This is a genomic window from Rhizobium subbaraonis, from assembly GCF_900220975.1.
Taxonomy (GTDB): domain Bacteria; phylum Pseudomonadota; class Alphaproteobacteria; order Rhizobiales; family Rhizobiaceae; genus Mycoplana; species Mycoplana subbaraonis.
The window spans coordinates 92011-117583 of record NZ_OBQD01000005.1; the positions used below are offsets into that span (position 1 = coordinate 92011).

Sequence of the window (25573 nt, forward strand, 5' to 3'; positions counted from 1 at the left end):
ATGACGACAGATTTCAGCCGCCGCAACTTCCTCACCGCCGCCTGCTGCCTTGCGGCCGCACCGATCGTGACCCCCGTTACCTTTGCGGCCGTGCCCGGAGACAACCGGCTGGTCACCATCGTCCTCCGCGGCGCGATGGATGGACTGGCGCTCGTGCAGCCCTATGGCGATCCCGTCCTGCGGCTGCTGCGTCCGAAGCTGTCGCTGTCGGCGGAACAGGGGCTGCATGATCTCGACGGCTATTTCGGATTGCATCCGGCCGCCGAGGCCCTGCTGCCGCTGTGGCGGGCGGGCGAGCTCGGTTTCGTCAATGCCATTTCGACGCCCTACCGCTCCGGCCGCAGCCATTTCGACGGGCAGGACATGTTGGAGAGCGGTGGCGCCGCGGTGCAGGACGAGCGGACGGGATGGCTGAACCGGGCGATCGCCGGCATCCCGCGCGGCAGCGCGCGAAAAGCGATCGACGTGAACACGACGTCCGAACTGATCCTTGCGGGTCCGAACCCGGTCGACGTCTGGTCGACGCGGGCGAACCTGGAGCTTGCCGAGGACGAGCGCAGCTTCTTCACGCGTCTTTACCGAAGTGATCCGGTCTTCGCCGCCGCGATGGCGGAGGCTGTCGAAACGGACATGTTCTCCGACGGCATCCATGCGGGCGAAAAGCGTAACAGCGGGGTCGAATCGGTGGCAAGGCTAGCCGCCGGGATGCTTTCGGGCGAGCACCGCATCGCCAGCTTCTCGATCTCCGGCTGGGACACGCATGTCGGTCAGGACCGCACCTTCAAAAAGCCGGTCGGCGAGCTTTGCACTGCGATCCTGACGCTGAAGGCGAACCTGCGGCCGGAGGTCTGGCGCAAAACGGCGGTCCTGGCGATCACGGAGTTCGGTCGGACGGCGCGGGAGAATGGTTCGGCCGGCACCGACCACGGCACCGGTGGCGTGGCGATCATCGCCGGCGGTGCAGTTGCCGGTGGCAGGATACACGGGACTTGGCCAACGCTTTCCGAAGCAAGCCTTCTCGACGGGCGGGACCTGCAGCCGACGACCGACTTGCGGCAGCTCGCCGCCGCGATTCTCTATCAGCAGTTCGGCGTTTCCGCCAAGGCGATCGGCAGCAGCGTTTTTCCGGGGCTGACGCTGGATACCCGCGCGAGCTACCTGCGCGGCTGATCAATTGAGGACGTCGAAGGCGCGGAAGATCCAGCTGATCTGGTAGATCAGGCCGGCGGAGACGAAAGCGGCGTGAAACGTCCTGTTCGCCGTCATCATCGCGATCGCGCAGAGCACGATATAGGTGCCGTTGCGCAGCGGATACTCGTAGCCGAAGGACTCGAAATAGGGCAGCCCCTTCAATGCGGTGTCGGCAAGGTCGACTGTGTAGGCAAGCGCCAGAAAGCCGAAAAACCAACCCCTGCGCGACAGGAAGTAATCCTCATAGCCGCTGTACTCCTCGATCGATGTGGGAAACAGCAGGACGCACAGGAAGAAAAACAGGCAGGCGAAGCCGATCAGGAACATGTAGACGGCGAAGTCGATCGACGTCAGGGCAGCCAGCCGGTATTCCCACCACCAGAAATGCAGCAGGAACAGGAACATCGACAGCACCCAGCCGAGATGGACCCAATAGATGCGCGTCCGGCCGGGATGCTGGATGAATACCGCCAGGCCGGTCAGTAGGCGTGCGATCGAGAGGCTGAGAACCATGCCGACGACGACGCGGATATGGTTGAACAGGGCTGGATCCGTCGCCGGGTGGTCCATCGGACACGGTCTCCATGTCGGGAGGCGGCGAAGGGGCCGGGCCGGTGAGAGCGGCGTCCGGCCGCAGTGTACGGGCTTGGGCTCCCGCGGCCGCGTGGTCATTGCAACTTTTGCGGCAGATTGTCAGAGGCGCGCGGCGAAGTCCACCGTCCGCCCGGCCACGGAGCGCGCGGCGCGTCCTATTCTGCGGGAACGACGGCCGGACGGCCGTCGTGGTCGAGCGCCACCATGACGAAGGTGGCGCCTGTCACCTTGTCGAGCCGGCCGGTCAGATAACGATGCGCCCAGGCTTCGACCAGAAGCGTGATCGACGTGCGCCCGACCTGGGTGACTTCGGTGTAGACGTTTATCGTATCGCCAATCTTCACAGGCAGCTCGAACGCCATTTCGCGCACGGCGCGCGTGACGACCCGGCCGCGAGCGCGCTCGGCAGCGCGGATGCCGGCAGCAAGGTCCATCTGCGACATGACCCAGCCGCCGAAAATGTCACCGGCCGCATTGGCGTCGCCGGGCATGGCAAGCGTCCTGAGCGTCAGCTGGCCGAGGGGAGAGGCGGTGTCGGTCATATGAATCGGTGCTCCGTGTATCGCACCCAAGCGTTTAGCCCAGTCTCGCGCGGTGAGAAAGGCGGCGATGGTGCACACACTGCCTCGCAAAGCGGAAAATGCCGCGAAACCTGCTCCCACGCCCATGATTTGATATGTGATAATTTAGTCGAATTTAACCTATCCCGCGAAATATCCGGGGTAACCGGGAGGAATTGGCGACCGGACTTTAAGGGGGCATTTCGTGAGCAAGTTGAAGATTTCTGCCAGGCTCTATCTGCTGGTCGGCGTGGCCTTGGCCGTGTTTTCCACCGTATCCATCTACACGCTGTTTCACTACCAGGACCTCATGGTTGTCGAGCGCAAGGCGAAGCTGCGGGCGATGGACGAGAGCCTGGTCAAGCTGTTCGAGTTCTATCACGGACAGGAGACGGCCGGGGTGCTGAGCCGCGATGAAGCGCAGGCGCGCGCCAAGGACGCTGTTCGGGCGCTGCGCTACGAGGGCAGCGGCTATTTCTGGATCAACGACCTCGATGCCCGCGTCCTGATGCATCCGATCAAGCCGGAAATGGACAACACCGACCAGTCCGGCATGAAGGATCCCGACGGCAAGTTCATCTTCAAGGAATTCGCCCAGGTGGCCAAGACCAAGGGTGAGGGTTTCGTCGATTACTACTGGCCGAAGCCCGGCGCCGACGAGCCGGTGCTGAAGTATTCGCATGTGGCCGGCTTTGCGCCCTGGGGCTGGGTGGTCGGCACAGGCGTCTATTCCGACGACCTCGCCGCCCTGTTCCGCAGCAACGTGCTGTTCATGGCCGGCCTGCTCGGGCTGGGCGCGGGTGCGATCGTGCTGCTCGCCTATGCGATCGTTCGCAGCGTCGTGCTGCCGATCGACCGCCTGAAGGCATCGATGGAAGCGATCGGACGCGAGGATGTTTCGGGCGAGGTGCCGGAAACGGGGCGCGGAGACGAAATCGGCGACATGGCAAAGGTGGTCTCGGTCCTGCGCGACAAGGTTGAGGAACGGGCCGAACTGCGCCGCCGCGAAGGCGAGCAGCAGCGTCGGATCGACGCCGAGCGCAGCGAGGGCGAACACCGCCAGCGCGCGCTCAGCCAGTCGCAGGCGGAGGCGATGGCGATCGTCGGCACGGCGCTCGAGAAGCTGGCGCGGGGCGATCTCTCCGTACGGATCGGCGCGATGGCGCCGGAATACGCCAAGTTGCGCGACGACTTCAACCAGGCGGCGCAGGCGCTCAACGGCGTTATTACCGCCATCGCCCACTCGACCGACGTGGTGCACGGCAATGCCGGCGGCATTGCCGCTGCGGCCGACAACCTCTCCCACCGCACCGAGCAGCAGGCCGCTTCCCTCGAGGAGACCGCGGCAGCGCTGGACGAGATCACCGTCGCCGTTCGCAACGCTTCCGATCGCGCCTCCGAGGCGAGCCACATGGTTGCCCAGACGCGCGACAGTGCCGGCCGTTCCGGCGCCATCGTCCGCGACGCGGTCGCGGCCATGGGCCGGATCGAGGACGCCTCCAGCCGCATTGGCCAGATCATCGGCGTGATCGACGAGATCGCGTTCCAGACGAATCTGCTGGCGCTGAATGCGGGCGTGGAGGCGGCGCGCGCGGGCGAGGCGGGCAGGGGATTTGCGGTCGTGGCACAGGAAGTTCGCGAACTGGCCCAGCGTTCCGCCAAGGCCGCCAAGGAGATCAAGGGGCTGATCGGAAATTCGGCGACGGAGGTCGAAAACGGCGTGGCGCTGGTACGATCGACCGGCGAGGCGCTGGCGGAGATCGAGCACCTCGTCAACCAGGTCAACGATCAGGTCAAGCTGATCGCGACGGCCGCCCGCGAGCAGTCCGTCGGCCTTGCCGAGGTCAATACGGCGGTCAACCAGATGGACCAGATGACCCAGCAGAATGCGGCGATGGTCGAGGAGACCAGCGCGGCCGGCCAAACGCTGACGCAGGAGAGCGCGCAATTGCGGGCGCTGTTGCAGAACTTCCGCCTTGCGACGCAGCAGGAAGCCGCGCAGATGCGCGCTGCCTAGCATCAAGGTCCGCCGTCGCGCCAAGGGGCATGACGGCAACAGGCGTTCTCCCCGATCAGTAGCGGCCCGGCACCTGCGCCGGGCCGTTTCGGTATCAGTGATCGCATTCCGCCATATCCGGCGAGCGGCCGCGAAACCCTTCGTTTACCCTGGCGCTCTAAAATTTCCTTGATTTGCAGGGGTCTAGCCTCGGGCCGCGCGGCATGTCCGTTTCGTCCCGAATGCGAACACAGGATGTCTGCACCATGCCGGAACATTGGCGGTCGGCCGTTTTGCCGGCTGCCGGACGGCAAGCGGGACGGGAAGTGCCATGAGTATCGCGTCTGCCTTTTCATCCGGTCTTCCGGCCGCGCTATCGGCGATGCTGCTGCTCGCCGGGTGCTCGGACGGGTTGACGCCGCCGGCTAGCATCGACGGTGAAAGCACGGTCAACGCCATCCGGCCGACCGGCGAGCAGCGGACGCGGCATGCGGCCGGCAATGCGGCTGCGGCATATCCCGCGACCGGGATGCCGGTGACGTCGGCGGGAAACAGCGGCGTGGTCATGGACGACGCATACGGTGAACTGCAGGCCCAGCCGGCCGGCGCCTTGCCGAAGATCGACAGCGACGAGGCAATGGGCGTGACGGCCCCGCAGGCCACCTCCGGGACGATGCAGGTGCCGCAGGACGGCGTCAACATGGACGCCGGGCTCGGTGTTCTGCCCGTCCAGGGGCTTGCCGAGGCCCAGGCCGAGGAGATCGCGGAAGGCAACGCCACCCAGGTCGTGGTCGACGGCATCGGCACGGATGAACCGCGGCAGCTTGGCGAGCCCGCGACCACGCCTGAGCCGATGACCATGCCGATGACCGACGCCAGCGCGGAGCTGGGCGGTTCGGCGCCCGCGGCCGCAAGGGCAGCGCCGTCGGCGCAGCAGGACAAGGTCGCCTATATTCCCCGCTTCAACAATCCGATGTCGGTGCCGGAAACGCTGGGCGGCATGCCGGCGGCGGAGAAGTCCTGCCGGCAGCGACTGCAGCGGCTGGGCGTGAAGTTCCGCGACCTGCCGCGAATCGGCAAGGGCAATTCCTGCGGCATTGCCTATCCGATCGAGCTGCAGGGCCTGTCCGGCGGCATCCAGATCAAGCCGGCGGCGCAGGTGAACTGCCAGATCACCGAGGCGTTCGCGCGCTGGGTGAAGAACGAACTCGCACCGGCTGCGCGCCTGCGTTATCTCTCCGGCGTAAAGTCGATCCATCAGATGTCGTCCTATTCCTGCCGCACGATGAACTCGCGGCGCGGCGCCGCCATGTCGGAGCACGCCAAGGGCAATGCCATCGACGTCGGCAAGATCGTCCTCAACAGCGGCAAGGCGATCCTCGTGCGCAACAAGAGCTTTTTCGCCTTTCGCGAGAAGGGTTTGCTGAAGGCGGTGCGCAGCGACAGTTGCAAGTATTTCACGACCGTGCTCGGTCCGGGGAGCGACCGCTTCCACAAGGATCACTTCCACTTCGATCTCCGGATGCGCAAGTCGGGATATCGCCACTGCAGCCTTTGAACGGCCGCGGCCGGACCGAGACAGGAAGCTTCGCGAAAAAAAAAGGACCGGCCCTGGAGCCGGCCAAGTTAACGCTTCATACGGGCGTCGCGGCTGCGCCGACGCGATACAGGTGGCCAGCGGAAGGGGATCCCGCGGGCGGCGCTTCCTTGCGGATGGTTCATCCATCCGTCCGGCCTTGCAAAGGGGACAGCAAGGCGGAGGCGATGTCGCAATCATTGCGAGCGGAAAGCGCCGGGGCGACGCGGTGGCGGCTTCCTGCCTCGGGTCCGAGAATGATCGAAAAACGTCACGGTTTCATGACGGTTGACCGGTCTCGCCTGCGGCCCTGCGACCGCCTGCGGCCGCAACGTGTGAGCGTGACATTTTTTCGCCGCCGGGGGATGAAATCGGCTGCACCCGGTCCCATATAGCGGCGCGCACCCCGCCATATCCGGCAGGCGCGCGTCCTCCCCTATCCGGAGGCCGTCCTGCCTGCTTCCCGCCATTTGCATCGGTCCCGTCCATGGCTCCCATCGTCAGCATCCAGAACCTCACCAAGAGCTATGCCAGCGGCTTCCAGGCTCTGAAGGGGGTGAGCCTCGACATCGAGGAAGGCGAGATCCTCGCGCTGCTCGGCCCCAACGGCGCCGGCAAGACGACGATGATTTCCATCATCTGCGGCATCGTCATGCCGAGCGGCGGCCGCGTGACCGTCGCCGGCCACGACGTGGTCAAGGACTTCCGGGCCACGCGCGAGATCATCGGCCTCGTCCCGCAGGAACTGACGCTCGATGCCTTCGAGACCGTGTTCAATACCGTGGCCTTTTCCCGCGGGCTGCACGGCAAGAAGCCCGATCCGGCCATGATCGAACGCATCCTTCGCGACCTGTCGCTGTGGGACAAGAAGGATACCATGCTCCGCCAGCTGTCCGGCGGCATGCGCCGGCGCGTGCTGATCGCCAAGGCGCTCTCCTACGAACCGAAGGTGCTGTTCCTCGACGAGCCGACCGCCGGCGTCGACGTGGCCCTGCGCAAGGACATGTGGCAACTGGTCGAGCGACTGCGCGCCTCCGGCGTCACGATCATCCTGACGACGCACTACATCGAGGAGGCCGAAGAGATCGCCGATCGCATCGGCGTCATCAACAAGGGCGAGATCCTGCTCGTGGAGGAGAAGGCGGCGCTGATGCAGAAGCTCGGACGCAAGACACTGACGGTCGAGCTTGCCGAACCGGTGGCCGTCGTTCCCGAAACGCTGGCGCCCTTCAATCTGCGGATCGGGAGCGAAGGCCGGACCCTGATCTACGACTATGAAACGAGTGGCGAGCGCACCGGCATTACGGGGCTGTTGAGCGCGATCGCGCAAGAGGGATTTCGGCTGAAGGACGTCTCGACGCAGCAGAGCACGCTGGAAGACATCTTCGTCGAACTGGTTGGAGAGGCGAAATGAATTTCGAGGCCATCAAGTCGATCTACCTGTTCGAGATGGCGCGCACCCGCCGCACGCTCATGCAGAGCGTGATCTCGCCGGTCGTGTCGACCTCGCTCTACTTCATCGTGTTCGGCGCGGCGATCGGCTCGCGCATCCAGGAGGTTGACGGCGTGCCCTACGGGGCCTTCATCGCGCCCGGCCTCATCATGCTGACTCTGCTCAACCAGTGCATCGGCAACGGCTCGTTCGGCATCTACTTCCCGAAGTTCACTGGCACGATCTACGAAATCCTCTCGGCGCCGATCTCGGTGGTCGAGATCGTCATCGGCTATGTCGGCGCGGCCGCGACCAAGGGCCTCCTGATCGGAACGATCATCCTCGCCACGGCATCGCTCTTCGTGGACATCTCGATCGCCCATCCCTTCCTGATGGTTCTGTTCTTCGTCCTGACAGCGGTCAGCTTCAGCCTTTTCGGTTTCATGATCGGTATCTGGGCGAAGGATTTCGAACAGCTGAACGTGATTCCGATGCTGGTGATCCCGCCACTGGTCTTTCTGGGCGGCAGCTTCTACTCGATCGACATGCTTCCACCCTTCTGGCAGACGGTCAGCCATTTCAATCCGGTGCTGTATCTCGTTTCCGGTTTCCGCTGGAGCTTCTATGAGATCGCCGACGTCAACCCGCTCATCAGCCTGGGCATCGTCGTCGTGTTTCTGGCCGCCTGCCTTTCGATCACGGCCTGGATCTTCAAGACCGGTTACAAGCTCAAGAACTGAAGGCTTTGCCGTCGATGCCGCCGCTCCAAGCACATCTGTACGGGAGGCGGAGGCCTTTGCCGCGCATGGGCTATCCCGGTGCGATGGTTCCTCCTTCGGTTGCAATTTAAACAAATGTAAACGTTCGACCGCTTATCTTTCCGGCACTTAATGGACCTGCCTTTCAGCACGGCCCGGTCTGGGCCGTGCCTCTTCCTCAGATATTATCGTTCTTTACTGGAGTCGGATCATGTCGTTGCTTTCGTTCGGCCGCACGGTCGACGCCGCGGCCATCCTCGAGGCCATGGACAGGTCGCAAGCCATCATCGAATTCGACCTCGCCGGAAAAATCCTGACTGCGAACCGCAATTTCTGCGATGCGCTCGGATATGAGCTGTCGGAGATCGCCGGCCGGCATCACAGCATGTTCGTGGAGCCGCAATACGCGATGAGCGGGGAGTATCGCGAGTTCTGGAGACGTCTGGGGCAGGGCGAATTCGATCGCCGTCAGTACAAGCGCATCGGCAAGAACGGGCGCGAGGTCTGGATTGAGGCGTCCTACAACCCGGTGTCCCGTGGCGGCAAGCCGTACAAGATCGTGAAGTTTGCGACCGTCATCACCGAGGCGAAACAGAGGAACGCCGAATATGCCGGCAAGCTGGATGCGATATCACGCGCCCAGGCGATCATCGAGTTCAGTACCGACGGGAAAATTCTGACGGCCAATGACAATTTTCTGCAGGCTCTCGGCTACGGGATCGACGAGATCGTCGGCCAGCACCATTCGATGTTTTGCGACCCGGGTTATGTCGCGAGCCGCGAGTATCGCGAGTTGTGGAACAGGTTGGCAGCCGGCGATTTCGTGTCCGATGAATTCACGCGCATCGGCAAGGGCGGCAGGAAGGTTCATATCCAGGCATCCTACAATCCGATCTTCGACATGAACGGCAAGGTCTTCAAGATCGTGAAGTTTGCAACCGACGTGAGTGATCGCGTTCGCGCCGTCAACGAGCTCGGCGGCGCTTTGCACGAGCTCGCCGGCGGCAATCTCGGATGCAGGTTGGAAAAACCTTTCGGGGCGGCGCTCGACAAGCTGAGGGCGGACTTCAACATGTCCGTTGATCGTCTCTGCGTCGCGGTACGGACGATTTCCCAGAACGCGGCGACCATGGCCTCTGGCTCGCAGCAGGTCCGCATCGCCTCAGAGGCGTTGGCGCGTGAACTGGAACAACAGGCGGCCGCCGTCGAAGAGACGGCTTCCGCGGTCAACGAGATCACGATGACGGTGAACGAGACGGCGACGCGTGCCGCCGAGGCGGGCACGCTGGTCGAAGGCGCAAAACTGAGCGCGGACATATCCGGCGATGTCGTCCGGCAGGCCGTGGACGCGATGGCGAAGATCGAGGCATCCTCCACGCAGATTGCGGGCATCGTCGGTGTGATCGACGTGATCGCGTTCCAGACGAACCTTCTGGCGCTGAACGCCGGCGTGGAGGCTGCGCGGGCCGGAGAAGCCGGCAAGGGCTTTGCGGTGGTGGCCCATGAGGTCCGCGAGCTTGCGCAGCGCACGGCGACGGCGGCGAAGGAGATCAAGGCACTCATCGCCGAATCGGGGAAGCATGTCCGAGACGGGGTCGGTCTCGTCGGGCAGGCCGGCGGCGCGCTGGAGAAGATCGTCGGGCAGGTGACGCGCGTGCACGAAAATGTCGGCGCCATCGTGGAAGCCACGCGCGAGCAATCGGCAAGCCTGAGCCAGGTCAACGAGGCCGTGAATTCGATCGATCAGGGAACGCAGCGCAACGTTGCGCTGGTGGAGGAATCGGCCGTCGCGAGCGCGGGGTTGGCGGAGGAGGCCGCGGAGCTGTCGGGGCTGGTGGGGCAATTCCGCACGGGCAGCCGAGGGGCCGATAGTCCGATCCGCATGCAGCAAAGCCTGGTTGCCTGACCCGCCGGCCGGGTCCACGGGAATTCGTCCCGCCTCGGCTCCCGGAGCGGATATAGAAAAGGGTTTGGCGCAAACGGGGGCCACTGCCGGCCGATTGATTGCGCTATTCAAACGCTGTGGTGGAGGCAGCGGCAGTTGGAGCTTGCTGCCCGTTTCAGTCCCGCAAACGAAGTTCGTCACCGCGAATTTCGACCGAGTCGAGCGTTCCGAGGAAGGTCATGCCGAGAAGGCTCTGGTCCAGCCGGCCTTGACCCGCCACCACGGCCCGGACGTTGCGACGCTCGATCGGGCCGATGGCGACGCTGTCGAGGCGGACGGGCGCGGCCACGGCCGTGCCGTTTGCGGTCGACACCATCAGGTTGAAGTTCAGCGTCTCGGGCGCCAGGCCAAGACGCTCGGCGTCCGCATAGCTGAGGACGACCGAACTCGCGCCAGTATCGACCAGCAGATCGACGCTGCCGCCGTTGATCTGTGCATCGACCTGGAAATGACCATGCTCCATCTTGTGCAGCACGAGAATCTGCTCTCCGGAGGCATCGGTCGTGACGACCGCGCGGCCCGGGACGAGTCCGGCCGTCAGCCGCCCCGCCACCGATTGCAGGTCGTCGCGATAGATATAGCCTGCAACGAAGAGGAGCGCGATCAGCAGCCACAGTGCCGCGTTGCGCAGCGCCTCGCTCATGCGGCCGCGGCTGGCGAGGAAGCCGGTGGCGAGCAACGCGCCGATCGCCGACAACTGAACGAGCTGGCCGAAATCTTCGTTGCCGAGGCCGAAGGTGCGCCCGGTCCCGTGGTTCAGGAAAAGCATCGCCAGTCCGAAGCCGAGGATGCCGAGGACGATCCACAGTCTCATGCCTCGCCGCGCTCCCGCGCCATGCGCGTCCGCCGGGTTTCCCGGCGGGGCTTGCGTTCGATGGTGGCAAGACGGGCCGGCAGTTCGGCCATCACAGAGCGGCGCTGGTCGGAGCTGTAGCTTATCCAGCCGCCGATCTCTTCGCGCGTCCTGCCGCAACCGAAACAATAGCCGGTGGTGTCATCTATCGAACAGACGAGGATGCAAGGTGATTCCATCGGGTCTCCAGCGGATACAGATGCCACTTTATATCGTCGGCTCAGAGCGCCAGCGCAAGGGCGGCGAGCGCCGCAATCTCGGCGACCTGTTCGCTGGCGCCGATCGTGTCGCCGGTGTGGCCGCCGATCTTGTCGGAAACGACGTCGCTGAAGACGAAGACGGCGGCGGCGACTGCGAGCACCATTGAGGCGATACCGAGAAGCGGTGCGGCGGGCAGAAGCAGCAGCAGGACGATTGCCGCGCCGGATACGAGTGCGGTACGGGCGGCGGCTGGTTCCGGCTGGCCGGCGGCGGCGGCGACGCCGTCCGGACGGGCCGGGGGCAGCGCCTGCCAGTGCCAGACCATGGCGGCGCGGCTGGCAGCGGCGACGGCCAGCAGCGCGCAGGCGGAGCCGATCGGCGAAAGGGCGGTGATGATCGCTGCCAGCGCCGACGCCCGAACGCCGAAGGACAGGACGAGGGCGACGACGCCGTAGGAGCCGACCCGGCTGTCCTTCATGATCGAAAGGGCGCTTTCCCGGTCGCGCCCGCCGCCGAGCCCGTCGGCGGCATCCGACAGCCCGTCCTCATGCAGCGCGCCGGTCAAGAGCGTCTGGACCGCGAGAACGAGGAAGGCGGACAGGTAGGGAGCGGTGTCCAGTAGCGTAAGGACCGCCAGGAGGGCTGCCGCCGGTAGCAGGATCAGCACCCCCGCCATCGGAAACGCCCGCACCGTCACGCTGAGGCGGCCGTCGTGTCCGTCGAAGTATCGGCCGGGTACGCGGATACGGGACAGAAAAGCCACCGACCGGGCCACGTCGTTGATATAGTCGCGCAGTTCCACCTGCATCTCTCCTTGCCCGTCCCAATGCGCAGGGCGTGCCATCATCCTAGCGTGTCGCAGCCGCGTTGCCACGCCGAAACGGCGACAGCGTCCGCCGCAAATTCGGTTGTCGGACGCGCCGCCGATCTCTAATAGGGGGCAACCGATCCTGCTTTGGAAGCCGAATACGAGGAATTCCCCAATATGAGTGCCAGCGGCCTGCCGTTCGATGATTTCCGTGAATTGCTGCGCAATCTGCCGGGGCCGGATTCGGCTGCACTGGTGGCCGCGCGCGACCGAGACGCCCAGCTGACCAAGCCGCCGGGTTCTCTCGGCCGGTTGGAGGAGATCGCCTTCTGGCTCGCCGCCTGGTCCGGCCGCGCTCCGGCGGTGACGCGGCCTCTGGTCGCGATCTTTGCCGGCAACCACGGCGTGACCCGGCAGGGCGTGACCCCCTATCCGCCTTCGGTGACCGCCCAGATGGTGGAGAATTTTGCTGCAGGCGGGGCGGCGATCAACCAGATCTGCGTCACCCACGACCTCGGCCTGAAGGTCTTCGACCTCGCGCTTGACTATCCGACCGGCGATATCACGCAGGAGGCAGCCCTTTCCGAGCGCGACTGCGCGGCGACCATGGCCTTCGGCATGGAAGCCGTGGCAGGCGGCACCGATCTTCTGTGCATCGGTGAAATGGGGATCGGCAACACGACGATTGCGGCGGCCATCAACCTCGCGCTCTACGGCGGCACTGCCGCCGATTGGGTCGGTCCGGGCACCGGCGCGGAAGGCGAGGTCCTTGCCCGCAAGATCGCCGCGGTGGAAAAGGCGGTCGCCCTGCACAAGGCGCATCTCTCCGATCCGTTCGAGGTGCTGCGGCGGCTCGGCGGGCGGGAGATCGCCGCGATGGCCGGCGCGATCCTTGCAGCACGCATGCAGAAGGTGCCGGTGATTCTCGACGGCTATGTCGCCACCTGCGCGGGTGCTGTCCTGAAGGCGGCCAACCCGGCGGCGCTGGATCACTGCCTGATCGGCCATGTCTCGGCGGAGCCGGGACACATGCGCGCGATCGAGAAGCTCGGCAAGACGCCGCTTCTTGCGCTCGGCATGCGGCTCGGCGAGGGGACGGGGGCAGCACTTGCAGCGGGCATCGTCAAGTCTGCCGCCGCCTGCCATTCCGGCATGGCGACGTTTGTTCAGGCCGGCGTCAGCAACAAACAGTAGTTGCGGACCGGACCGGTCGGCTACACGCAGGCGCGGAGGTTCCGGTGCGCGTGGCAGCGGCCCGACCGGTCTCGGCCTTGTTTCCGCCACCGGACGCCAATATGGCCCCAACCGGCAGGCCGGCAATGCTTTCGTCGCGCATTGCTGGCATGATAGAGATGACAACGTGGGCGTGCGCGGCCGCAATCGTGCGAGCGAGATAAGAACGATGACCATGGCGCAAGGCAGGATCGATACGAGCCCGGTGAAGAAGCAGAAGGGCTTCCGGCACCTTTTTGCCGCCGCCAGCTATTCGCTGGGCGGGGCGAGACGTCTGCTGGGCGAGGCCGCATTCCGCCACGAACTGCTTGCCTTCGGCGCGGTGATGGTCGGCTTCGTCGCGACCGGCGCGACGCTCTTCCAGTATGTCGCGATGGGGATCCTGTTCCTGTTGATGATGGCCTTCGAGGCGATCAACACCGCGATCGAGGAAATCGTCGACCGTGTCTCGCCCGAGATCTCCGACATGGGGCGCAACGCCAAGGATCTCGGCTCGTTCGCCTGTTTCTGCATGATCGTGGCGAACGCGCTCTACGCAGCCTATGTGGTGATCCTGTCTCACTGGTTGTAAGTAATTTAGAATGCAACCTATAGATTGACGACGTTCGTGCCGCCTCCTATGATCTTCCACAAACGGGGAGGGCGCCATGAGCGTGGGTATCGGCACATTCACAGACTTGGGGCAAGAGGATCGGGAAGAGCGAGACCGGAACGCGAAGGCAAGGTTCCTCGGGCTCGTGGCTCTTGTGCTGCTCGGCATTTCCGCACTGTTCCTTATCGCGTCGCAGTCCTACGGCTATCTGGCGGCGATCGGCATCTGTGGCCTGATCTTCGCCATGGCGGCAGCACTCGGCGGCGTCGTCGGCTTCTTGTTTTCAGTCCCGCGAATCCTTGCGAAAGATCCGCTGGCGCCGGTCTCCGAACTGGAGGACCAGCGACCGGACGATGACGCGAGAGGCAGGCGGCGGCTCAGTCTGCTGCGCTCGAACTCGAATCTGGAGCGCATTTCGGAATGGCTGACGACGATGCTGGTCGGCGTCGGCCTGACCCAAATCGGCACTCTTGATGATCGCCTTTACAGCTTTTCCGAATACCTGAAGTTAAATACGGCGCATCTGGGGCCGTCGGGCCAGTCCATCCCGATCGTCGGCCCGTTCATTCTTCTTTTCGGCCTCGTCGCCGGGTTCATATTCTTCTACCTCTATACGCGGATCTACCTTTCGGCGCTGTTCCAGTATGTCGAACGCGTGCTGGGCGATCACCTCAACGATCCAATCGAGGAGGGCGCGGATGAGGTCACAAGGGCGGCAGAGGAATTGAGCCCTGACAGTGAGAATCCCTCTGTGAAGATGGTCTCGGGCGGCGCTGCACCCTCGGTCGACCAGACGCTCGATATCATTCGCTCCCTTCTCTACGTCGAGGACGGGTACCAGCGCGCGATCGACCTCGGAAACCGGATCAGCGGAAGCTCGGCGCGCAGCAATCCGGAATACTGGCTACTGATGGCTTGCGCATTCGGGCAGAAGCATCACGCTCTTCTCGAACGGCCGGACCTTGCCGGTGAACCGGCCGAAAAGACGCAGAAGGCACTGATCGACATCAAGAACAGCGTGCTGACCTGCGTCCGCAACGCGGTGGCGCTGGACGGAAGATACAAGCAGCGCTTGAAAAACCTGTCGAGGCCGAGCGCCTACGACAACGACCTGCGTGATTTTCACGATTATCAGCCGTTCCTCGACCTTGTCGGTTGACCGGCAGACAAGGGCGTGAAAATCACGCGAAGCTGCGCTTTTTCGGTGCGACCGTCCTGATCTCTTCCACCGGCAGGAGGCTCTGAAGGACCCGCTTTGCGGGCAGGATCGCGATCGCTTCGGTTCCTTCGCGCAGCTTCGATTTCAGGATGAATTCGCCGTTGTGCTTGGCGAGGATCGCCTGGACGATCGGCAGGCCGAGGCCGGTGCCTTGCTCGGCGCTCTTGATCGCGATGGAGCCCTGGCCGAAGGCCGACAGAACGATCGGGATCTCCTCCTCGGGAATGCCCGGGCCGTTGTCCCTGATCGAAATGTACTGACCGCCGCCGGCGGTCCAGCCGACTTTGACGGTGATCTCGCCGCTCTGGGACGTGAACTTGACGGCGTTGGAAAGGAGGTTGAGCACCACCTGCCGCAAGGCCTTCTCGTCCGCCCATACGTCCGGCATGCCGCTTTCGAACTGCTGGCGGATGGAGATGTTCTTGGCGCGGGCACGAAGCTGGACCATGCCGACGCAGTCCTCGCAGATTTCCACCAGCCGGATGGCTTCTTCCGTCAGGTCGTACTTGCCCGCTTCGATGCGTGAAAGATCGAGGATCTCGTTGATCAAGTTCAGCAGGTGCTTGCCCGAACGATGGATGTCGGCGGTGTATTCCTTGTAGGTCGGATTGCTCAACGGCCCCAGCACCTCGGTGCTCATCACTTCGGAAAAGCCCAGGATGGCGTTCAGCGGCGTGCGAAGCTCATGGGACATGGAGGCCAGGAAGCGCGACTTGGCGAGATTGGCCTCCTCCGCCCGGCGGCGCGCCTCGTCCGACATTGATTTCGCCACCTCGAGTTCGGCGATGAGATCATCTTTTTCAGACTGCGACGACAGCAACTGTATGCTGGTGCGGCGGAGGCGATGGGTAATGAAGGTCAGGAAGATCAAGGCGGCCGAGATGATGGCCGTCATCCCGAAAAGCGCTCCGTCCGGCTTGCTGCTTGCGACCAGGAACATCACGATGACGGTCGGCATGAACGCATAGAGCGTGGCATTCCGCAGCATCAACGAGCCGATCGATGTGACGCACAAGGCGACAAGCACGGACGTGCCCTTGTAGAAATCGAAGGTGCTTCCGCCGCAGCTGTTGCAATCCTGCAGGGCAAATACGGCCCAGCCCAGGCCCATGAGGATCTGTGCTGCGAGGAACCACCTCTGCCAGCGGCGAACCTCTTCTGCCGCCAGACCCTTCCTGTGGACGTGCCTTGCCAGCAAGACGGTAATGGCGTGCAGGCTCAGCGCCAGAAGGCCCCAGGCGACGAAGACGGGATCGCGGGAGAGCCGGAGCCCGATGCCGGCGATGATCGTGATCAGGGCGGGAATGACGAGGGCGCTGTTCAGAATGGCATTGATATAGAGAAGGAGCATCTCGCGCTCGAACACGGGAGATGTGCCCGTCGCGGTTTGCAGGCGTTCACGGGTCGCGCGGACGGCGCGCGAGACAGCCTTGTTTCGATGGCTGCGCGATCTGTCGACGATATTCTTGTCGGTCGTGGTGCTGACGCCGGGGCCCATGGTCTACGAAACGCTTGTGATCACTCGCGAAAGTCTATTGTGGAATTCTTAAGAAGATGCTGCCGCGCGTTAGGAATTTGCGAACCATTTCACCGCTAATCGCGGATGGTTGCCTCGTTACGGAACGGTTGTGCCGCGCAGATGCGATGACGGCTGGCAACACATTGAATTTGCGCACGCCTTGGCGATAGGTCACGATGACCGCAGGGCAAACGCGAGGTCGGGCAGGAACGCCCGGCCGGTATGACGAAACGCGGCATGAATGCCGGTCGGGGCAGAACCCGAAGGTGCATACGATGTTTGGATATGGAACCGCGCCGAAGATCGGCAAATGGCGCGATGCGGTGCTGACGGTTGCAATTCTGGCCCTGATGGCCCTGATTGCCGCGCGCGTGAACGAGCGGCCGGTTGCGGAGCTGCTCGGCGGAGCGGCACGCGCAGCCGATGGCGATACGCTGACGCTCGGCGGTCGACGGATCCGTCTGTCCGGCATGGACGCCCCCGAATTGACTCAATCCTGCCGCAGGGGCGAGGCGGACTGGCTTTGCGGGGCATCCGCCCGCTCGCACCTGGCAGAGATGCTGCGCCGCGGCGACATCGCCTGCAGCCTGATCGGTACGGACAAATACAGCCGCACGCTTGCGCGTTGCAGTCTCGGCGAGGAGGATGTCGGCGAGCGCATGGTCCGGGACGGGCTCGCCGTCTCCTACGGCGACTATGAGCAGGCCGAGGCTTTGGCCCGGGCGGAAGGCAAGGGACTTTGGAGCAGCACGTTCGAAATGCCGCAGGACTGGCGCCGCCAGCACGGAAGGCCGCAGGAGGAGCCGCATGAGCCGGTCGCGGGCTATCTCGCCGCCGTGCTCCAGTTCTTCGGTCTCCAGTAGCGCGAGCCCATCCTTGACCGATGTCGTCGACACCTCCGGCGTCGAGCAACTGGGCGCGGCTATCGCCCGATGTCGCCTCTGTCGCGACGATCCGATGGGCGGCCAGCAGTTCCGCTTGCCGCACGAGCCACGCCCGGTCGCGGTGATCTCCGGCAAGGCGCGGATATTGATCGCGGGGCAGGCGCCTGGACTTCGGGTTCATGAAACCGGCCTGCCGTTCAACGACGCGTCCGGCGATCGGTTGCGCGACTGGCTGCAGGTCCGCCGCGAGGAATTCTACGACCCCGGGCGCTTTGCGATCGTGCCGATGGGATTCTGCTTTCCCGGTTATGACGCCAAAGGCAGCGACCTTCCGCCCCGGCGCGAATGCGCGCCGCACTGGCGGGCGCGCGTCATGGCGGCGATGCCGCAGATCGAGCTTGTGCTGGCAATTGGCCAGTATGCGCAGAAGTGGCATCTCGGCCCTGCGCGGGGCAAGACGATGACCGGGACGGTCATGGACTGGCGGTGGCATCTGGGGCGCAACGCGCAGCCGGCGGTCCTGCCGCTGCCGCATCCGAGCTGGCGCAACACGGCCTGGCTCAAGCGCAATCCGTGGTTTGCGGAGGAACTGCTTCCCGAGCTGCAAAAGCGTGTGAAAACACTTGTCAGCTGAAATCTTGTTCTTTCTTTTGCCACGAGGGTGGTTCAAATAGAAAATTCGTTTCAAGGGGGAATGCAATTCATGGACCGTCTCGACCGCAAGATTTTGCGCCTGCTGCAGGAAGATTCCACGCTGGCCGTGGCCGATCTTGCCAAGAAAGTCGGTTTGTCCACCACACCATGCTGGCGGCGCATCCAGAAGATGGAAGAGGATGGCGTCATCCGTCGCCGGGTGGCGCTGCTCGACCCCGTCAAGGTCAACACCAAGGTGACGGTGTTCGTGTCCATTCGCACAAGCTCGCATTCGACTGAGTGGCTGAAGCGCTTTTCCGAAGTGGTCGTGGAGTTTCCCGAGGTGGTCGAGTTCTACCGCATGAGCGGCGACGTCGACTATCTCCTTCGCGTGGTCGTTCCGGACATCGCGGCTTATGACGCGTTCTACAAGCGCCTCATCGCGCGCATCGAGATCCGCGACGTCTCATCGAGCTTCGCCATGGAGCAGATCAAGTACACGACGGAACTTCCGCTCGACTACATGGCGGTCGACAACCAGAAGTCCGCCGAAGACTGAGCAGGCGCGCATCAGACGCGTGGCGGCAACGGCGCCGCCTACCCCTGGTGGGAAGACGGAGGGACGATGCGAACAGAGCAGGGCGTGCTGCGTATGTCGATCGCGGCGACCGTCGCAGTCGCCACCTTCGGCATCGTTTTCGGTCTGCTGTCGGGCTCCTTTTCCATCGTCTTCGACGGCGTCTATGCGCTGGCCGATGCCGGTATGACCGTACTGGCCCTGTGGGTGTCGATGCTGATCGTGCGGTCCGTTCAGGGTGCGTCTCCGAAAGGGCGGTTCGCGCGGCGCTTCACGATGGGATTCTGGCACCTCGAGCCGATGGTCCTTGGCCTCAACGGCGTGCTGCTGATCGCCGTTTCCATCTATGCCTTCATCAATGCGATCGCGAGCATCCTGAACGGCGGTCGCGAACTGGAGTTCGGGCTGGCGATCGTCTATGCGTGCGTGACGCTGGTGACCTGCCTCGGCATGGCCCTGTATGGCTCGCGGGCGAACCGCAGCCTGCAATCGGATTTCGTCGCCCTCGACGCGAAGGCCTGGGTAATGTCGGGCGGCATCACCCTGGCGCTGCTCATTGCGTTTGTGATCGGATACGCGCTGCAGGGGACGGCGCATGACTGGATCGCGCCGTATGTGGATCCCGCCGTGCTGGCCCTGGTCTGTCTCGTGATCATTCCCATGCCGATCGGTACGGTGCGACAGGCGATGGCGGACGTGCTTCTGCTGGCTCCCACAGACCTTCAGGAAATGGTCGATCGGATCGGGGCGGAAACGGTGGCAAGGCACGGCTTCCTTTCCCATCGCTCCTACGTCGCGCGCGTCGGACGGGCCCGTCAGATCGAGCTGTACTTCATCGTCCCGCCCGGTATGGCACCGAAGCGGATCGAGGAATGGGACGCGATCCGCGACGAGGTGGGCCTGGAAATCGGCGGGGACATCGACAATCGCTGGCTGACGATCGCCTTTACGGCCGACCCGGAATGGGCGGAATAGACAGACGACAGGCAGGCCGCTGCCGTCTGCCCGGATCGCGTTCGGACCCGCGAGGCTACTTCCGTTCCAGCCGTGCGAGCAGCGACGAGGTGTCCCAACGGTTGCCGCCCATGTCCTGCACGTCGCCATAGAACTGGTCGACGACGGCGGTCACCGGGAGCCTTGCGCCGTTGCGCCGCGCTTCGGCCAGAACGATCCCGAGATCCTTGCGCATCCAGTCGACGGCGAAGCCGAAGTCGTAGCGCCCCTCGTTCATCGTCTTGTGGCGGTTTTCCATCTGCCAGGAACCGGCAGCCCCCTTGGAGATGACCTCGACCACCTTTTCGATATCGAGGCCCGCGCGCTTGCCGAAATGAATGCCTTCGGCCAGGCCCTGGACGAGGCCGGCGATGCAGATCTGGTTGATCATCTTGGTCAACTGGCCGGCGCCGGCCGCTCCCATCAGCCCGACCATGCGTGCATACGCCTCTATCACCGGCCGGGCCTTCTCGAAATCCGCCTCGTCGCCGCCGCACATGACGGTAAGCACGCCGTTCTCCGCACCGGCCTGGCCGCCGGAGACCGGGGCGTCGATGAAGGCGCAGCCGCGTGCCTTGGCCGCCTCGTAGAGCTCGCGTGCCACTTCCGCCGACGCGGTGGTGTTGTCGATCAGGATCGCGCCGGGCTTCATGCCCTGCAGGGCGCCGTCCTTGCCGGTCGTCACCTCTCTCAGGTCGTCGTCATTGCCGACGCAGACGAAGACGAAGTCGGCGTCTCGTGCGGCCTCGGCAGGCGTGGACGCTGCCGTACCGCCATATTGCGCCGCCCATTTCTCGGCTTTGGCGGATGTCCGGTTATAGACGGTAACCGTATGACCGCCCTTGACCTTGAGGTGGCCGGCCATGGGATAGCCCATGACCCCGAGACCGATAAAAGCGACGTGTGCCATGCATAAATTCTCCTCTGAACGTCACCGAGGTGTATCGGATCCGGTGCGGCAGGAAAAGGGTGCCGCGTACCTTCGCCGGTTACGGTCCCGTCCCGGCAAGCAGGGTTTGCGGCAGCAGCAGATAGCCGGCGAGACCTGCGCCGATGCTGGCAAGCGTCGCAAGGCCGAGCCGGACAGGAAAGGCGCCCCTGCCGTCGATCGATGCGGCCAGGGCGACCTTGGCGGCCATGTTGACGCAGGCGGCGATCAGGATGGCGTCCAGTGCAGTAGCAGGCGAGAGGCCGTTGGCCGTCATTCTGGCCGTTGACAGGGTAATCGCGTCGACGTCCATCAGGCCCGAAACGGCCGCGACGACGTAGAACATCGCAGATCCTGCATAGTCGATGATCAGCTTGGACAGCCAGATGATCAGGCCGAGCAGTGCGCCGAACTGCAGCACGACGCGAAGCTCGAACGGGTTCTTCAGCTTCAGTGCCGGCGCTTGTGCATTGTTCGACGCGTACCGGATCGACCAGAAGGCGGCCGCGAGCATGGCCAGCAGTGCGGGTAAGAGCGAAACGGCGAGCGCGGCGCCAAGGTTCGGGGCAAGCAGTGCCGTGATGACGAGGACGCGTCCGAGGGAAAGGCTCCCGGCGATCATGGCGCCGGCGGCGAGCTGGCCCCCGTTCTCCGGCGTCTCCTTTGCGAAATTGGCGAAGGAGAGGGTGAGGGCGGTCGAGGAGACGAGGCCGCCGGCAGCGCCCGCAAACAGGATGCCGCGATGGGGGCCAGCCACGCGCACGGCCACATAGCCGGCATAGGAGAGGGCCGCGATCATGACGGTCATCAGCCACAGGCTGTGCGGGTTCAGCGCGTCCCACGGATCGACGGTGCGGTCGGGCAAGAGCGGCAGGGCGATCAACGTCATGGCGAGAAGCACGAGTGCGGACCGCAACTCCACCCAGGTCAGCCGCCGGAGGAAGCCGTGTAGCCGGGTCCGGGCCGCCAGCATTGCCGCCGCCGCCACGCCGCCAGCAGCGGCGACCGCCTGGTCGCCGGTGACGGCGAGCGCGCCGAGTGCGAAGACGACGAGCGCTGCGATGTGGCCGGTGATGCTGTAGTCGCCGTCCTCGCTCGCCTCACGCCACTTGAGCAGCGTGTAGATCGCGCCCACGAGGACGAGCAGCGAGATCGAAAACGTCGTTCCGAGCGACGGCTGAAGATAGCCGGCGAGGCCGCCGAGCAGTCCGATCAGCGTGAACGTCCGTACGCCGGCGGTGCGGCCGCCGGGGCGGACCTCACGCTCCTGCCAGCCCCGCTCGATGCCGATGAGCAGTCCGATCGCGAGCGCCACGCCAAGGCGCTGAAAGGCATCGACAGTGTCCATTCCGCCAGCATATCCGCGCCGGCGGCGGGAGCAAGCTATTGAGGATCGACCGGTGGCGTCTACCCGACGTTCTACGGCGTGTCTTCGGGCTTGACGTCCATGAGACGGACGGCCCTCGGGCCGAGGGAATCGGAGATGTCGTTCCAGATCAGCCGCCGGCGGCGCACATGGAGATCGTCGCCGATCCAGCGCATGACATGCTCGATGCATTTGGTGGTCTGCTCGGGACTGGTGCCGATGACCTTGCGCGCCCAGATGCAGAAGTCGTCGATGGAGGCGACGCTGACCTTGCCGTCTTCAATGATCATCGGGTGACCGTTGCCGATTTCCGCGATGGCGCGCAGGTTGTTCGTCGCGGCAAAGAGGATCCCCGCATAGAGCGTGTCCACTTCGTCCGGCTCGCCTTTGCTGTCGATCGCTCGTTCCAGGTCGAAGATGGTGCGGATGTTGAGTTCGCGCATCATCAGGAACTTCTCGACGCCGAGGATGTGGCAGAGCTGCGCCTGCGCGACCCAGTCGATGCACTGGTAGATGCCGAAGGGGGACTCGATGTGCAGCATGATCGGATTTGCCGCGGCAAGGTTCTGCACGTCGTAGATGCCGCAATCTTCGAGCCGGAAGCGCGTCGCAAAGTCGATGCCGTCGATCACGTCCATCGGGGTGATATGCGTCACCTTCTCGAACCGGTCGTCCTCCGACTTGAACCAGCTGATCAGATTTCGCGTCTTGGTGTAGAGAAACTGCGTTGCCGAGCGCGGTGTGAGGCCGAGTATGGGAGCAAGCGCGATCCAGACGCTGGAAATCTGACCGGCATGCTGAGGTGCCTGCGCGCCGTCGCTCAGCGGTTCGAACAGCCAGAACGGATTGGGGAGAGCGGCGAAGGCTATCATGGCGAAGACGCTCGCGGCCAGGACTTCGCAGCTGTACTTGAGGAACGTGAAGGAGCTGAGATCGTAGACCGCCAGATTGCGCAGGAAGTTTCGGACGGCGCCGACATACGCGCCCGCGAAGGCAAGGGCGCCGATGACGATCAGATTGCCGTAGCTCAGCGTTCCTTCCTCGGCCGGCGCGGCGGCCGCCGGGCAGGGGGAAAACGCGATGGTTGCGCAGGTACACGTCGCATTGTGAAAGCCGCAACGGACAGCGGCCATCAGGGCGACGAAGCCAACATAGACGATCAGAATGAGGCCGATGGCCGAAAGGAACAGGCGAAGATCTCGCCGCAGCCCCTGCCGGCGAATTTTGATGAGGAGCTCGGCCAGCGGCTGGCCGATGGGCAGAGGCGAGCGCGGATCCCATCCGTTCTCGAAATCGATGTCTGACAGATACTTGCTGCGCACAAACTCGAGTGACGGATTGATCCGTCTGTCTTTTCCCGATTCGAGGATGCTGCCGAACGTGTGTTCGAAGTCGTAGATCTGCCGGACGCGCTTTACGCGGATCTCCTGGCGGCTGAAAATGATCAGCGCCGGCGTCAGGATTGCGATCAGCAACGCCCAGCCGTTGATTTGGTCCCATGCGTAAAGCAGCGGCCCCAGGAGATATCCATAGGTCGCAATGTCGGATGCCGCCCCCGCGCCTTCCATCTTCGTCGCCCCCCGTAGCGAGATACAGGCGCAAAACTAGAAGGTTTCCTGCATCCGCTCCAGAAACCGGATGCAATCATGAGTTGCTTTATTGCTCGCCGCGGTAGCGGGCGATCACAAGGTGGCCGGCGATCGGTTCGCCTTCTTCCATGCGGACGGTGATGTCGGAGATCTCGACGAGATCGAAGCCGGTGGCGTCGAGGCGCTCGCGGACATAGCGCTCGGCGTGGGCGAAGCGCTGGTGCAGGCCGACCATGAACCCCCGGCCGGCAAAGCTTTCATCCGGCAGGGTCTCCGAGGAGAAGATGAAAAGGCCGCCGGGGACGAGATTGTCCGCAGCACCGAAGAACAGCGGCTCGAGCGCGCCGAGATAGGGCAGCACGTCGGTTGCAGTGATCAGGTCGAACGGCTCGTCATCATTGTCGTCGAGGAAATCCACGGCCTCTGAGACATAGAGCGTTTCGTAGAGATCTTTTTCATGGGCGACTTCGACCATGTTTTCCGACAGATCGACGCCGGTGATGTCTTCGCACATGTCGCGCAGCGCGCCGCCGGTCAAGCCGGTGCCGCAGCCGAGATCGAGCATCCGCTTGAACGGGCCGAGCTCCAGCGCCTGCAGCCGCTGCCGCACCAGGACCGGCACGGCATAGCCGAGCTGTTCGACGAGCACATCCTCGAAGACTTCCGCGTGCTGGTCGAACAACGTCGCCACATAGGCATCCGGCGCCTTTTCCGGCGTGTCGCCGCGTCCCATCGAGGCGAGCCGTACGGCAGCCCCGCCGTGATCTTCCGGATCGAGCGCCAGCACCTGCGCATAGGCCGCCGCCGCCGCATCGAAATCGCCGGACTTTTCCAGGGCAAGGGCGCGGTTATAGGCTTCCGCAAGCGCTTCTTCGTCGATCTTCTTCATGGCTGTCTCATAGGGCCCGCGAAGCCGTTTTGCAATGCGCACGTCCGCCGAGCGCCTTCGAGGTGTAAGCCGAAAATGACATTTCACAATCGGAACAAAGAAGAGCATGATTCCCTTCAACATAAATAGGAATATGGGAGGAAAAGATGCCTGGCGAGGTTGCGGCGTTCTCGACACAGACAGAGACGGAGTTGGCGCGGTCTCCCGCCCTGCCTGCCACGTCCATCGAGGCGATCAACCTGATGGTGCACTACTATCGTGGCGAGATCGCACGCATGGCGGGCTGGCGCGACAGGATCGACCGGACGACGAACTGGGCGATTACGGTCGTGGCGGCGCTGCTGTCGGTCTCGCTATCCACGCCGAGTTCCCACCATGGTGTTCTCCTCTTTGCGATGCTGCTGGTCTCGCTGCTGCTTCTGATCGAGGCCCGGCGCTATCGCTTCTTCGACCTCTACCGGACACGGGTGCGCCAGATCGAGAAGCGGTATTTCGCCGAGTTCCTGCATCCGCGCGGCGATCTGGCGCCTGACTGGGCCGCCTCGATCGCCAGCAGCCTGCGCAAGCCGCATTTTCTCATCAGCTATCGTAACGCGATGTGCCGAAGGCTCAGGCGGAACTATTCATGGATGTATCTGATCTTGCTTCTGGCCTGGGTGCTGAAGATATCCTCTTCCATGATGACGGATGGAACCGGCACCTTCGACGTCGCCCTGTCGTTCAATCAGGTGCTGAAGAACGCCGCGCTCGGCCCCGTTCCCGGCGGCGCGGTCCTGACACTGGTGGCGTGCCTCTATGGCCTCATTCTGATCGGCGTGCTGCATCAGGACCGCGAGGAGAGTGAACGGGTGCGCGGCGAGGCGCATGTCTGACACATCCGCAGAGATGTGCGGCGGGCGCTGCCGGCCCTGCCCATCGTACCCGCGGACCGGCGCCCGTGGCCCACCGGTCAATGTATGATCAGTTCGCCCTTCAGGGCCCGCCACTCCGTCGCCGAAATCAGCTTGCGATGAACGTAGCGTACCGAATGAAGCGGTCCGTCCAGTTCCTCCTGCCAGAATTTGAGGAAGTGGCGCATTTCCGGGAAGTCCGGTGCCAGGTCGTAGTGCTGCCAAACGTATGTCTGGAGCAGGGTAGGATGGTCGGGCATGCGGTAGAGGATTTGCGCCGTCGTCAGGCCGTATCCCTTGAGCTGCATTTCCAGTTCAGGCGTCATTCAGGACCTCATTTCGTCGCG

General features: G+C 63.9%; 25 protein-coding genes. 14 read left to right on the plus strand and 11 right to left on the minus strand.

All coding sequences use genetic code 11. From position 1 onward, the window contains the following. Positions 1–1170 (plus strand): DUF1501 domain-containing protein, encoded by a 1170-nt coding sequence (locus CRO48_RS08705; RefSeq protein WP_097138224.1) that lies wholly within the window; start codon positions 1–3, stop codon positions 1168–1170. Here the strand turns inward: CRO48_RS08705 and CRO48_RS08710 are convergent, their stop codons facing one another. Beyond that, positions 1171–1761, minus strand: coding sequence for a hypothetical protein (locus tag CRO48_RS08710; protein WP_097138226.1), 591 nt, complete (start codon positions 1759–1761; stop codon positions 1171–1173). A gap of 179 nt (positions 1762–1940) precedes the next feature. Next, positions 1941–2327, minus strand: a complete 387-nt coding sequence (locus CRO48_RS08715; protein ID WP_097138228.1) for an acyl-CoA thioesterase — start codon at positions 2325–2327, stop codon at positions 1941–1943. Between the two features lie 223 nt (positions 2328–2550). Between CRO48_RS08715 and CRO48_RS08720 the strand changes: the two genes are divergently transcribed. From CRO48_RS08720 to CRO48_RS08740, 5 genes are all read left to right on the plus strand, one after another. Continuing rightward, on the plus strand, positions 2551–4362 hold the full coding sequence (locus CRO48_RS08720; RefSeq protein ID WP_097138230.1) for a methyl-accepting chemotaxis protein: 1812 nt from the start codon (positions 2551–2553) through the stop codon (positions 4360–4362). A gap of 310 nt (positions 4363–4672) precedes the next feature. After that, the gene (locus CRO48_RS08725) at positions 4673–5899 is read left to right on the plus strand and encodes an extensin-like domain-containing protein (RefSeq protein WP_097138233.1); all 1227 of its coding nucleotides are present in this window, start codon (positions 4673–4675) and stop codon (positions 5897–5899) included. Between the two features lie 505 nt (positions 5900–6404). Further along, complete coding sequence (locus tag CRO48_RS08730; protein ID WP_097138235.1) at positions 6405–7331, plus strand: ABC transporter ATP-binding protein; 927 nt, start codon at positions 6405–6407, stop codon at positions 7329–7331. Continuing rightward, entirely contained in the window at positions 7328–8089 is a 762-nt protein-coding gene (locus CRO48_RS08735) for an ABC transporter permease (protein WP_097138237.1), read from the plus strand. Before CRO48_RS08730 ends, CRO48_RS08735 begins: the two co-directional genes overlap by 4 nt. Positions 8090–8318: 229 nt before the next feature. After that, positions 8319–10013: a methyl-accepting chemotaxis protein gene (locus CRO48_RS08740; protein ID WP_097138239.1), complete on the plus strand. Its 1695-nt coding sequence runs from the start codon at positions 8319–8321 to the stop codon at positions 10011–10013. Between the two features lie 154 nt (positions 10014–10167). Here the strand turns inward: CRO48_RS08740 and CRO48_RS08745 are convergent, their stop codons facing one another. From CRO48_RS08745 to CRO48_RS08755, 3 genes are read right to left on the minus strand one after another with little or no spacing between them, the layout of a single operon-like run. Further along, positions 10168–10866 (minus strand): retropepsin-like aspartic protease family protein, encoded by a 699-nt coding sequence (locus tag CRO48_RS08745; RefSeq protein ID WP_097138242.1) that lies wholly within the window; start codon positions 10864–10866, stop codon positions 10168–10170. Beyond that, entirely contained in the window at positions 10863–11084 is a 222-nt protein-coding gene (locus tag CRO48_RS08750) for a DUF1289 domain-containing protein (RefSeq protein ID WP_097138244.1), read from the minus strand. The genes CRO48_RS08745 and CRO48_RS08750 overlap by 4 nt, the downstream gene beginning before the upstream one ends. A 41-nt stretch (positions 11085–11125) precedes the next feature. Beyond that, complete coding sequence (locus CRO48_RS08755) at positions 11126–11908, minus strand: adenosylcobinamide-GDP ribazoletransferase (RefSeq protein ID WP_407071906.1); 783 nt, start codon at positions 11906–11908, stop codon at positions 11126–11128. Between the two features lie 183 nt (positions 11909–12091). Between CRO48_RS08755 and cobT the strand changes: the two genes are divergently transcribed. The 3 genes from cobT to CRO48_RS08770 all read left to right on the plus strand — a co-directional run bounded on the left by cobT (position 12092) and on the right by CRO48_RS08770 (position 14898). Beyond that, positions 12092–13108: a nicotinate-nucleotide--dimethylbenzimidazole phosphoribosyltransferase gene (cobT, locus tag CRO48_RS08760; protein ID WP_097138738.1), complete on the plus strand. Its 1017-nt coding sequence runs from the start codon at positions 12092–12094 to the stop codon at positions 13106–13108. A gap of 208 nt (positions 13109–13316) precedes the next feature. Continuing rightward, positions 13317–13718: a diacylglycerol kinase gene (locus CRO48_RS08765; protein ID WP_097138248.1), complete on the plus strand. Its 402-nt coding sequence runs from the start codon at positions 13317–13319 to the stop codon at positions 13716–13718. Between the two features lie 76 nt (positions 13719–13794). Further along, positions 13795–14898: a hypothetical protein gene (locus CRO48_RS08770; RefSeq protein WP_097138250.1), complete on the plus strand. Its 1104-nt coding sequence runs from the start codon at positions 13795–13797 to the stop codon at positions 14896–14898. Positions 14899–14920: 22 nt separating this feature from the next. Here CRO48_RS08770 and CRO48_RS08775 read toward each other — a convergent pair whose 3' ends face one another. After that, positions 14921–16456 carry a sensor histidine kinase gene (locus tag CRO48_RS08775; protein WP_097138252.1) on the minus strand — a complete coding sequence of 512 codons (1536 nt, stop codon included), beginning with the start codon at positions 16454–16456 and terminating at the stop codon, positions 14921–14923. A gap of 296 nt (positions 16457–16752) precedes the next feature. On the opposite strand from CRO48_RS08775, the gene CRO48_RS08780 reads away from it, so the two are divergent. From CRO48_RS08780 to CRO48_RS08795, 4 genes are all read left to right on the plus strand, one after another. Further along, positions 16753–17340: a thermonuclease family protein gene (locus CRO48_RS08780; RefSeq protein ID WP_176526696.1), complete on the plus strand. Its 588-nt coding sequence runs from the start codon at positions 16753–16755 to the stop codon at positions 17338–17340. A gap of 13 nt (positions 17341–17353) precedes the next feature. Then, positions 17354–17995 (plus strand): uracil-DNA glycosylase family protein, encoded by a 642-nt coding sequence (locus tag CRO48_RS08785; protein ID WP_245423471.1) that lies wholly within the window; start codon positions 17354–17356, stop codon positions 17993–17995. A gap of 69 nt (positions 17996–18064) precedes the next feature. After that, positions 18065–18553: an Lrp/AsnC family transcriptional regulator gene (locus tag CRO48_RS08790; protein WP_097138740.1), complete on the plus strand. Its 489-nt coding sequence runs from the start codon at positions 18065–18067 to the stop codon at positions 18551–18553. A 66-nt stretch (positions 18554–18619) separates the two neighbouring features. Beyond that, on the plus strand, positions 18620–19546 hold the full coding sequence (locus CRO48_RS08795) for a cation diffusion facilitator family transporter (protein ID WP_097138258.1): 927 nt from the start codon (positions 18620–18622) through the stop codon (positions 19544–19546). A 55-nt stretch (positions 19547–19601) separates the two neighbouring features. Here CRO48_RS08795 and CRO48_RS08800 read toward each other — a convergent pair whose 3' ends face one another. The 4 genes from CRO48_RS08800 to CRO48_RS08815 form a co-directional block, all read right to left on the minus strand. Next, positions 19602–20474: an NAD(P)-dependent oxidoreductase gene (locus tag CRO48_RS08800; protein WP_097138260.1), complete on the minus strand. Its 873-nt coding sequence runs from the start codon at positions 20472–20474 to the stop codon at positions 19602–19604. Positions 20475–20553: 79 nt separating this feature from the next. Then, positions 20554–21840, minus strand: a complete 1287-nt coding sequence (locus tag CRO48_RS08805; protein WP_097138262.1) for an MgtC/SapB family protein — start codon at positions 21838–21840, stop codon at positions 20554–20556. Positions 21841–21911: 71 nt separating this feature from the next. Next, the gene (locus CRO48_RS08810; protein ID WP_097138264.1) at positions 21912–23426 is read right to left on the minus strand and encodes a hypothetical protein; all 1515 of its coding nucleotides are present in this window, start codon (positions 23424–23426) and stop codon (positions 21912–21914) included. 88 nt (positions 23427–23514) lie between these two features. Next, on the minus strand, positions 23515–24336 hold the full coding sequence (locus CRO48_RS08815; protein ID WP_097138266.1) for a class I SAM-dependent DNA methyltransferase: 822 nt from the start codon (positions 24334–24336) through the stop codon (positions 23515–23517). A gap of 146 nt (positions 24337–24482) precedes the next feature. Between CRO48_RS08815 and CRO48_RS08820 the strand changes: the two genes are divergently transcribed. Beyond that, entirely contained in the window at positions 24483–25208 is a 726-nt protein-coding gene (locus tag CRO48_RS08820; protein WP_097138268.1) for a DUF2270 domain-containing protein, read from the plus strand. Positions 25209–25285: 77 nt separating this feature from the next. Here the strand turns inward: CRO48_RS08820 and CRO48_RS08825 are convergent, their stop codons facing one another. Further along, a complete protein-coding gene (locus CRO48_RS08825; RefSeq protein ID WP_097138270.1) occupies positions 25286–25552 on the minus strand; it encodes an usg protein in 267 nt (88 codons plus the stop codon). Positions 25553–25573 lie beyond the last annotated feature (21 nt).

Excerpts from the sequence above, each read along its gene's own strand:
- CRO48_RS08705 (WP_097138224.1), top strand. The coding sequence starts at position 1 with ATGACGACAGATTTCAGCCGCCGCAACTTCCTCACCGCCGCCTGCTGC.
- CRO48_RS08710 (WP_097138226.1), bottom strand. The coding sequence starts at position 1,761 with ATGGACCACCCGGCGACGGATCCAGCCCTGTTCAACCATATCCGCGTC.
- CRO48_RS08715 (WP_097138228.1), bottom strand. The coding sequence starts at position 2,327 with ATGACCGACACCGCCTCTCCCCTCGGCCAGCTGACGCTCAGGACGCTT.
- CRO48_RS08725 (WP_097138233.1), top strand. The coding sequence starts at position 4,673 with ATGAGTATCGCGTCTGCCTTTTCATCCGGTCTTCCGGCCGCGCTATCG.
- CRO48_RS08730 (WP_097138235.1), top strand. The coding sequence starts at position 6,405 with ATGGCTCCCATCGTCAGCATCCAGAACCTCACCAAGAGCTATGCCAGC.
- CRO48_RS08735 (WP_097138237.1), top strand. The coding sequence starts at position 7,328 with ATGAATTTCGAGGCCATCAAGTCGATCTACCTGTTCGAGATGGCGCGC.
- CRO48_RS08740 (WP_097138239.1), top strand. The coding sequence starts at position 8,319 with ATGTCGTTGCTTTCGTTCGGCCGCACGGTCGACGCCGCGGCCATCCTC.
- CRO48_RS08745 (WP_097138242.1), bottom strand. The coding sequence starts at position 10,866 with ATGAGACTGTGGATCGTCCTCGGCATCCTCGGCTTCGGACTGGCGATG.
- CRO48_RS08750 (WP_097138244.1), bottom strand. The coding sequence starts at position 11,084 with ATGGAATCACCTTGCATCCTCGTCTGTTCGATAGATGACACCACCGGC.
- cobT (WP_097138738.1), top strand. The coding sequence starts at position 12,092 with ATGAGTGCCAGCGGCCTGCCGTTCGATGATTTCCGTGAATTGCTGCGC.
- CRO48_RS08765 (WP_097138248.1), top strand. The coding sequence starts at position 13,317 with ATGACCATGGCGCAAGGCAGGATCGATACGAGCCCGGTGAAGAAGCAG.
- CRO48_RS08770 (WP_097138250.1), top strand. The coding sequence starts at position 13,795 with ATGAGCGTGGGTATCGGCACATTCACAGACTTGGGGCAAGAGGATCGG.
- CRO48_RS08775 (WP_097138252.1), bottom strand. The coding sequence starts at position 16,456 with ATGGGCCCCGGCGTCAGCACCACGACCGACAAGAATATCGTCGACAGA.
- CRO48_RS08780 (WP_176526696.1), top strand. The coding sequence starts at position 16,753 with ATGTTTGGATATGGAACCGCGCCGAAGATCGGCAAATGGCGCGATGCG.
- CRO48_RS08790 (WP_097138740.1), top strand. The coding sequence starts at position 18,065 with ATGGACCGTCTCGACCGCAAGATTTTGCGCCTGCTGCAGGAAGATTCC.
- CRO48_RS08795 (WP_097138258.1), top strand. The coding sequence starts at position 18,620 with ATGCGAACAGAGCAGGGCGTGCTGCGTATGTCGATCGCGGCGACCGTC.
- CRO48_RS08800 (WP_097138260.1), bottom strand. The coding sequence starts at position 20,474 with ATGGCACACGTCGCTTTTATCGGTCTCGGGGTCATGGGCTATCCCATG.
- CRO48_RS08805 (WP_097138262.1), bottom strand. The coding sequence starts at position 21,840 with ATGGACACTGTCGATGCCTTTCAGCGCCTTGGCGTGGCGCTCGCGATC.
- CRO48_RS08810 (WP_097138264.1), bottom strand. The coding sequence starts at position 23,426 with ATGGAAGGCGCGGGGGCGGCATCCGACATTGCGACCTATGGATATCTC.
- CRO48_RS08815 (WP_097138266.1), bottom strand. The coding sequence starts at position 24,336 with ATGAAGAAGATCGACGAAGAAGCGCTTGCGGAAGCCTATAACCGCGCC.
- CRO48_RS08820 (WP_097138268.1), top strand. The coding sequence starts at position 24,483 with ATGCCTGGCGAGGTTGCGGCGTTCTCGACACAGACAGAGACGGAGTTG.
- CRO48_RS08825 (WP_097138270.1), bottom strand. The coding sequence starts at position 25,552 with ATGACGCCTGAACTGGAAATGCAGCTCAAGGGATACGGCCTGACGACG.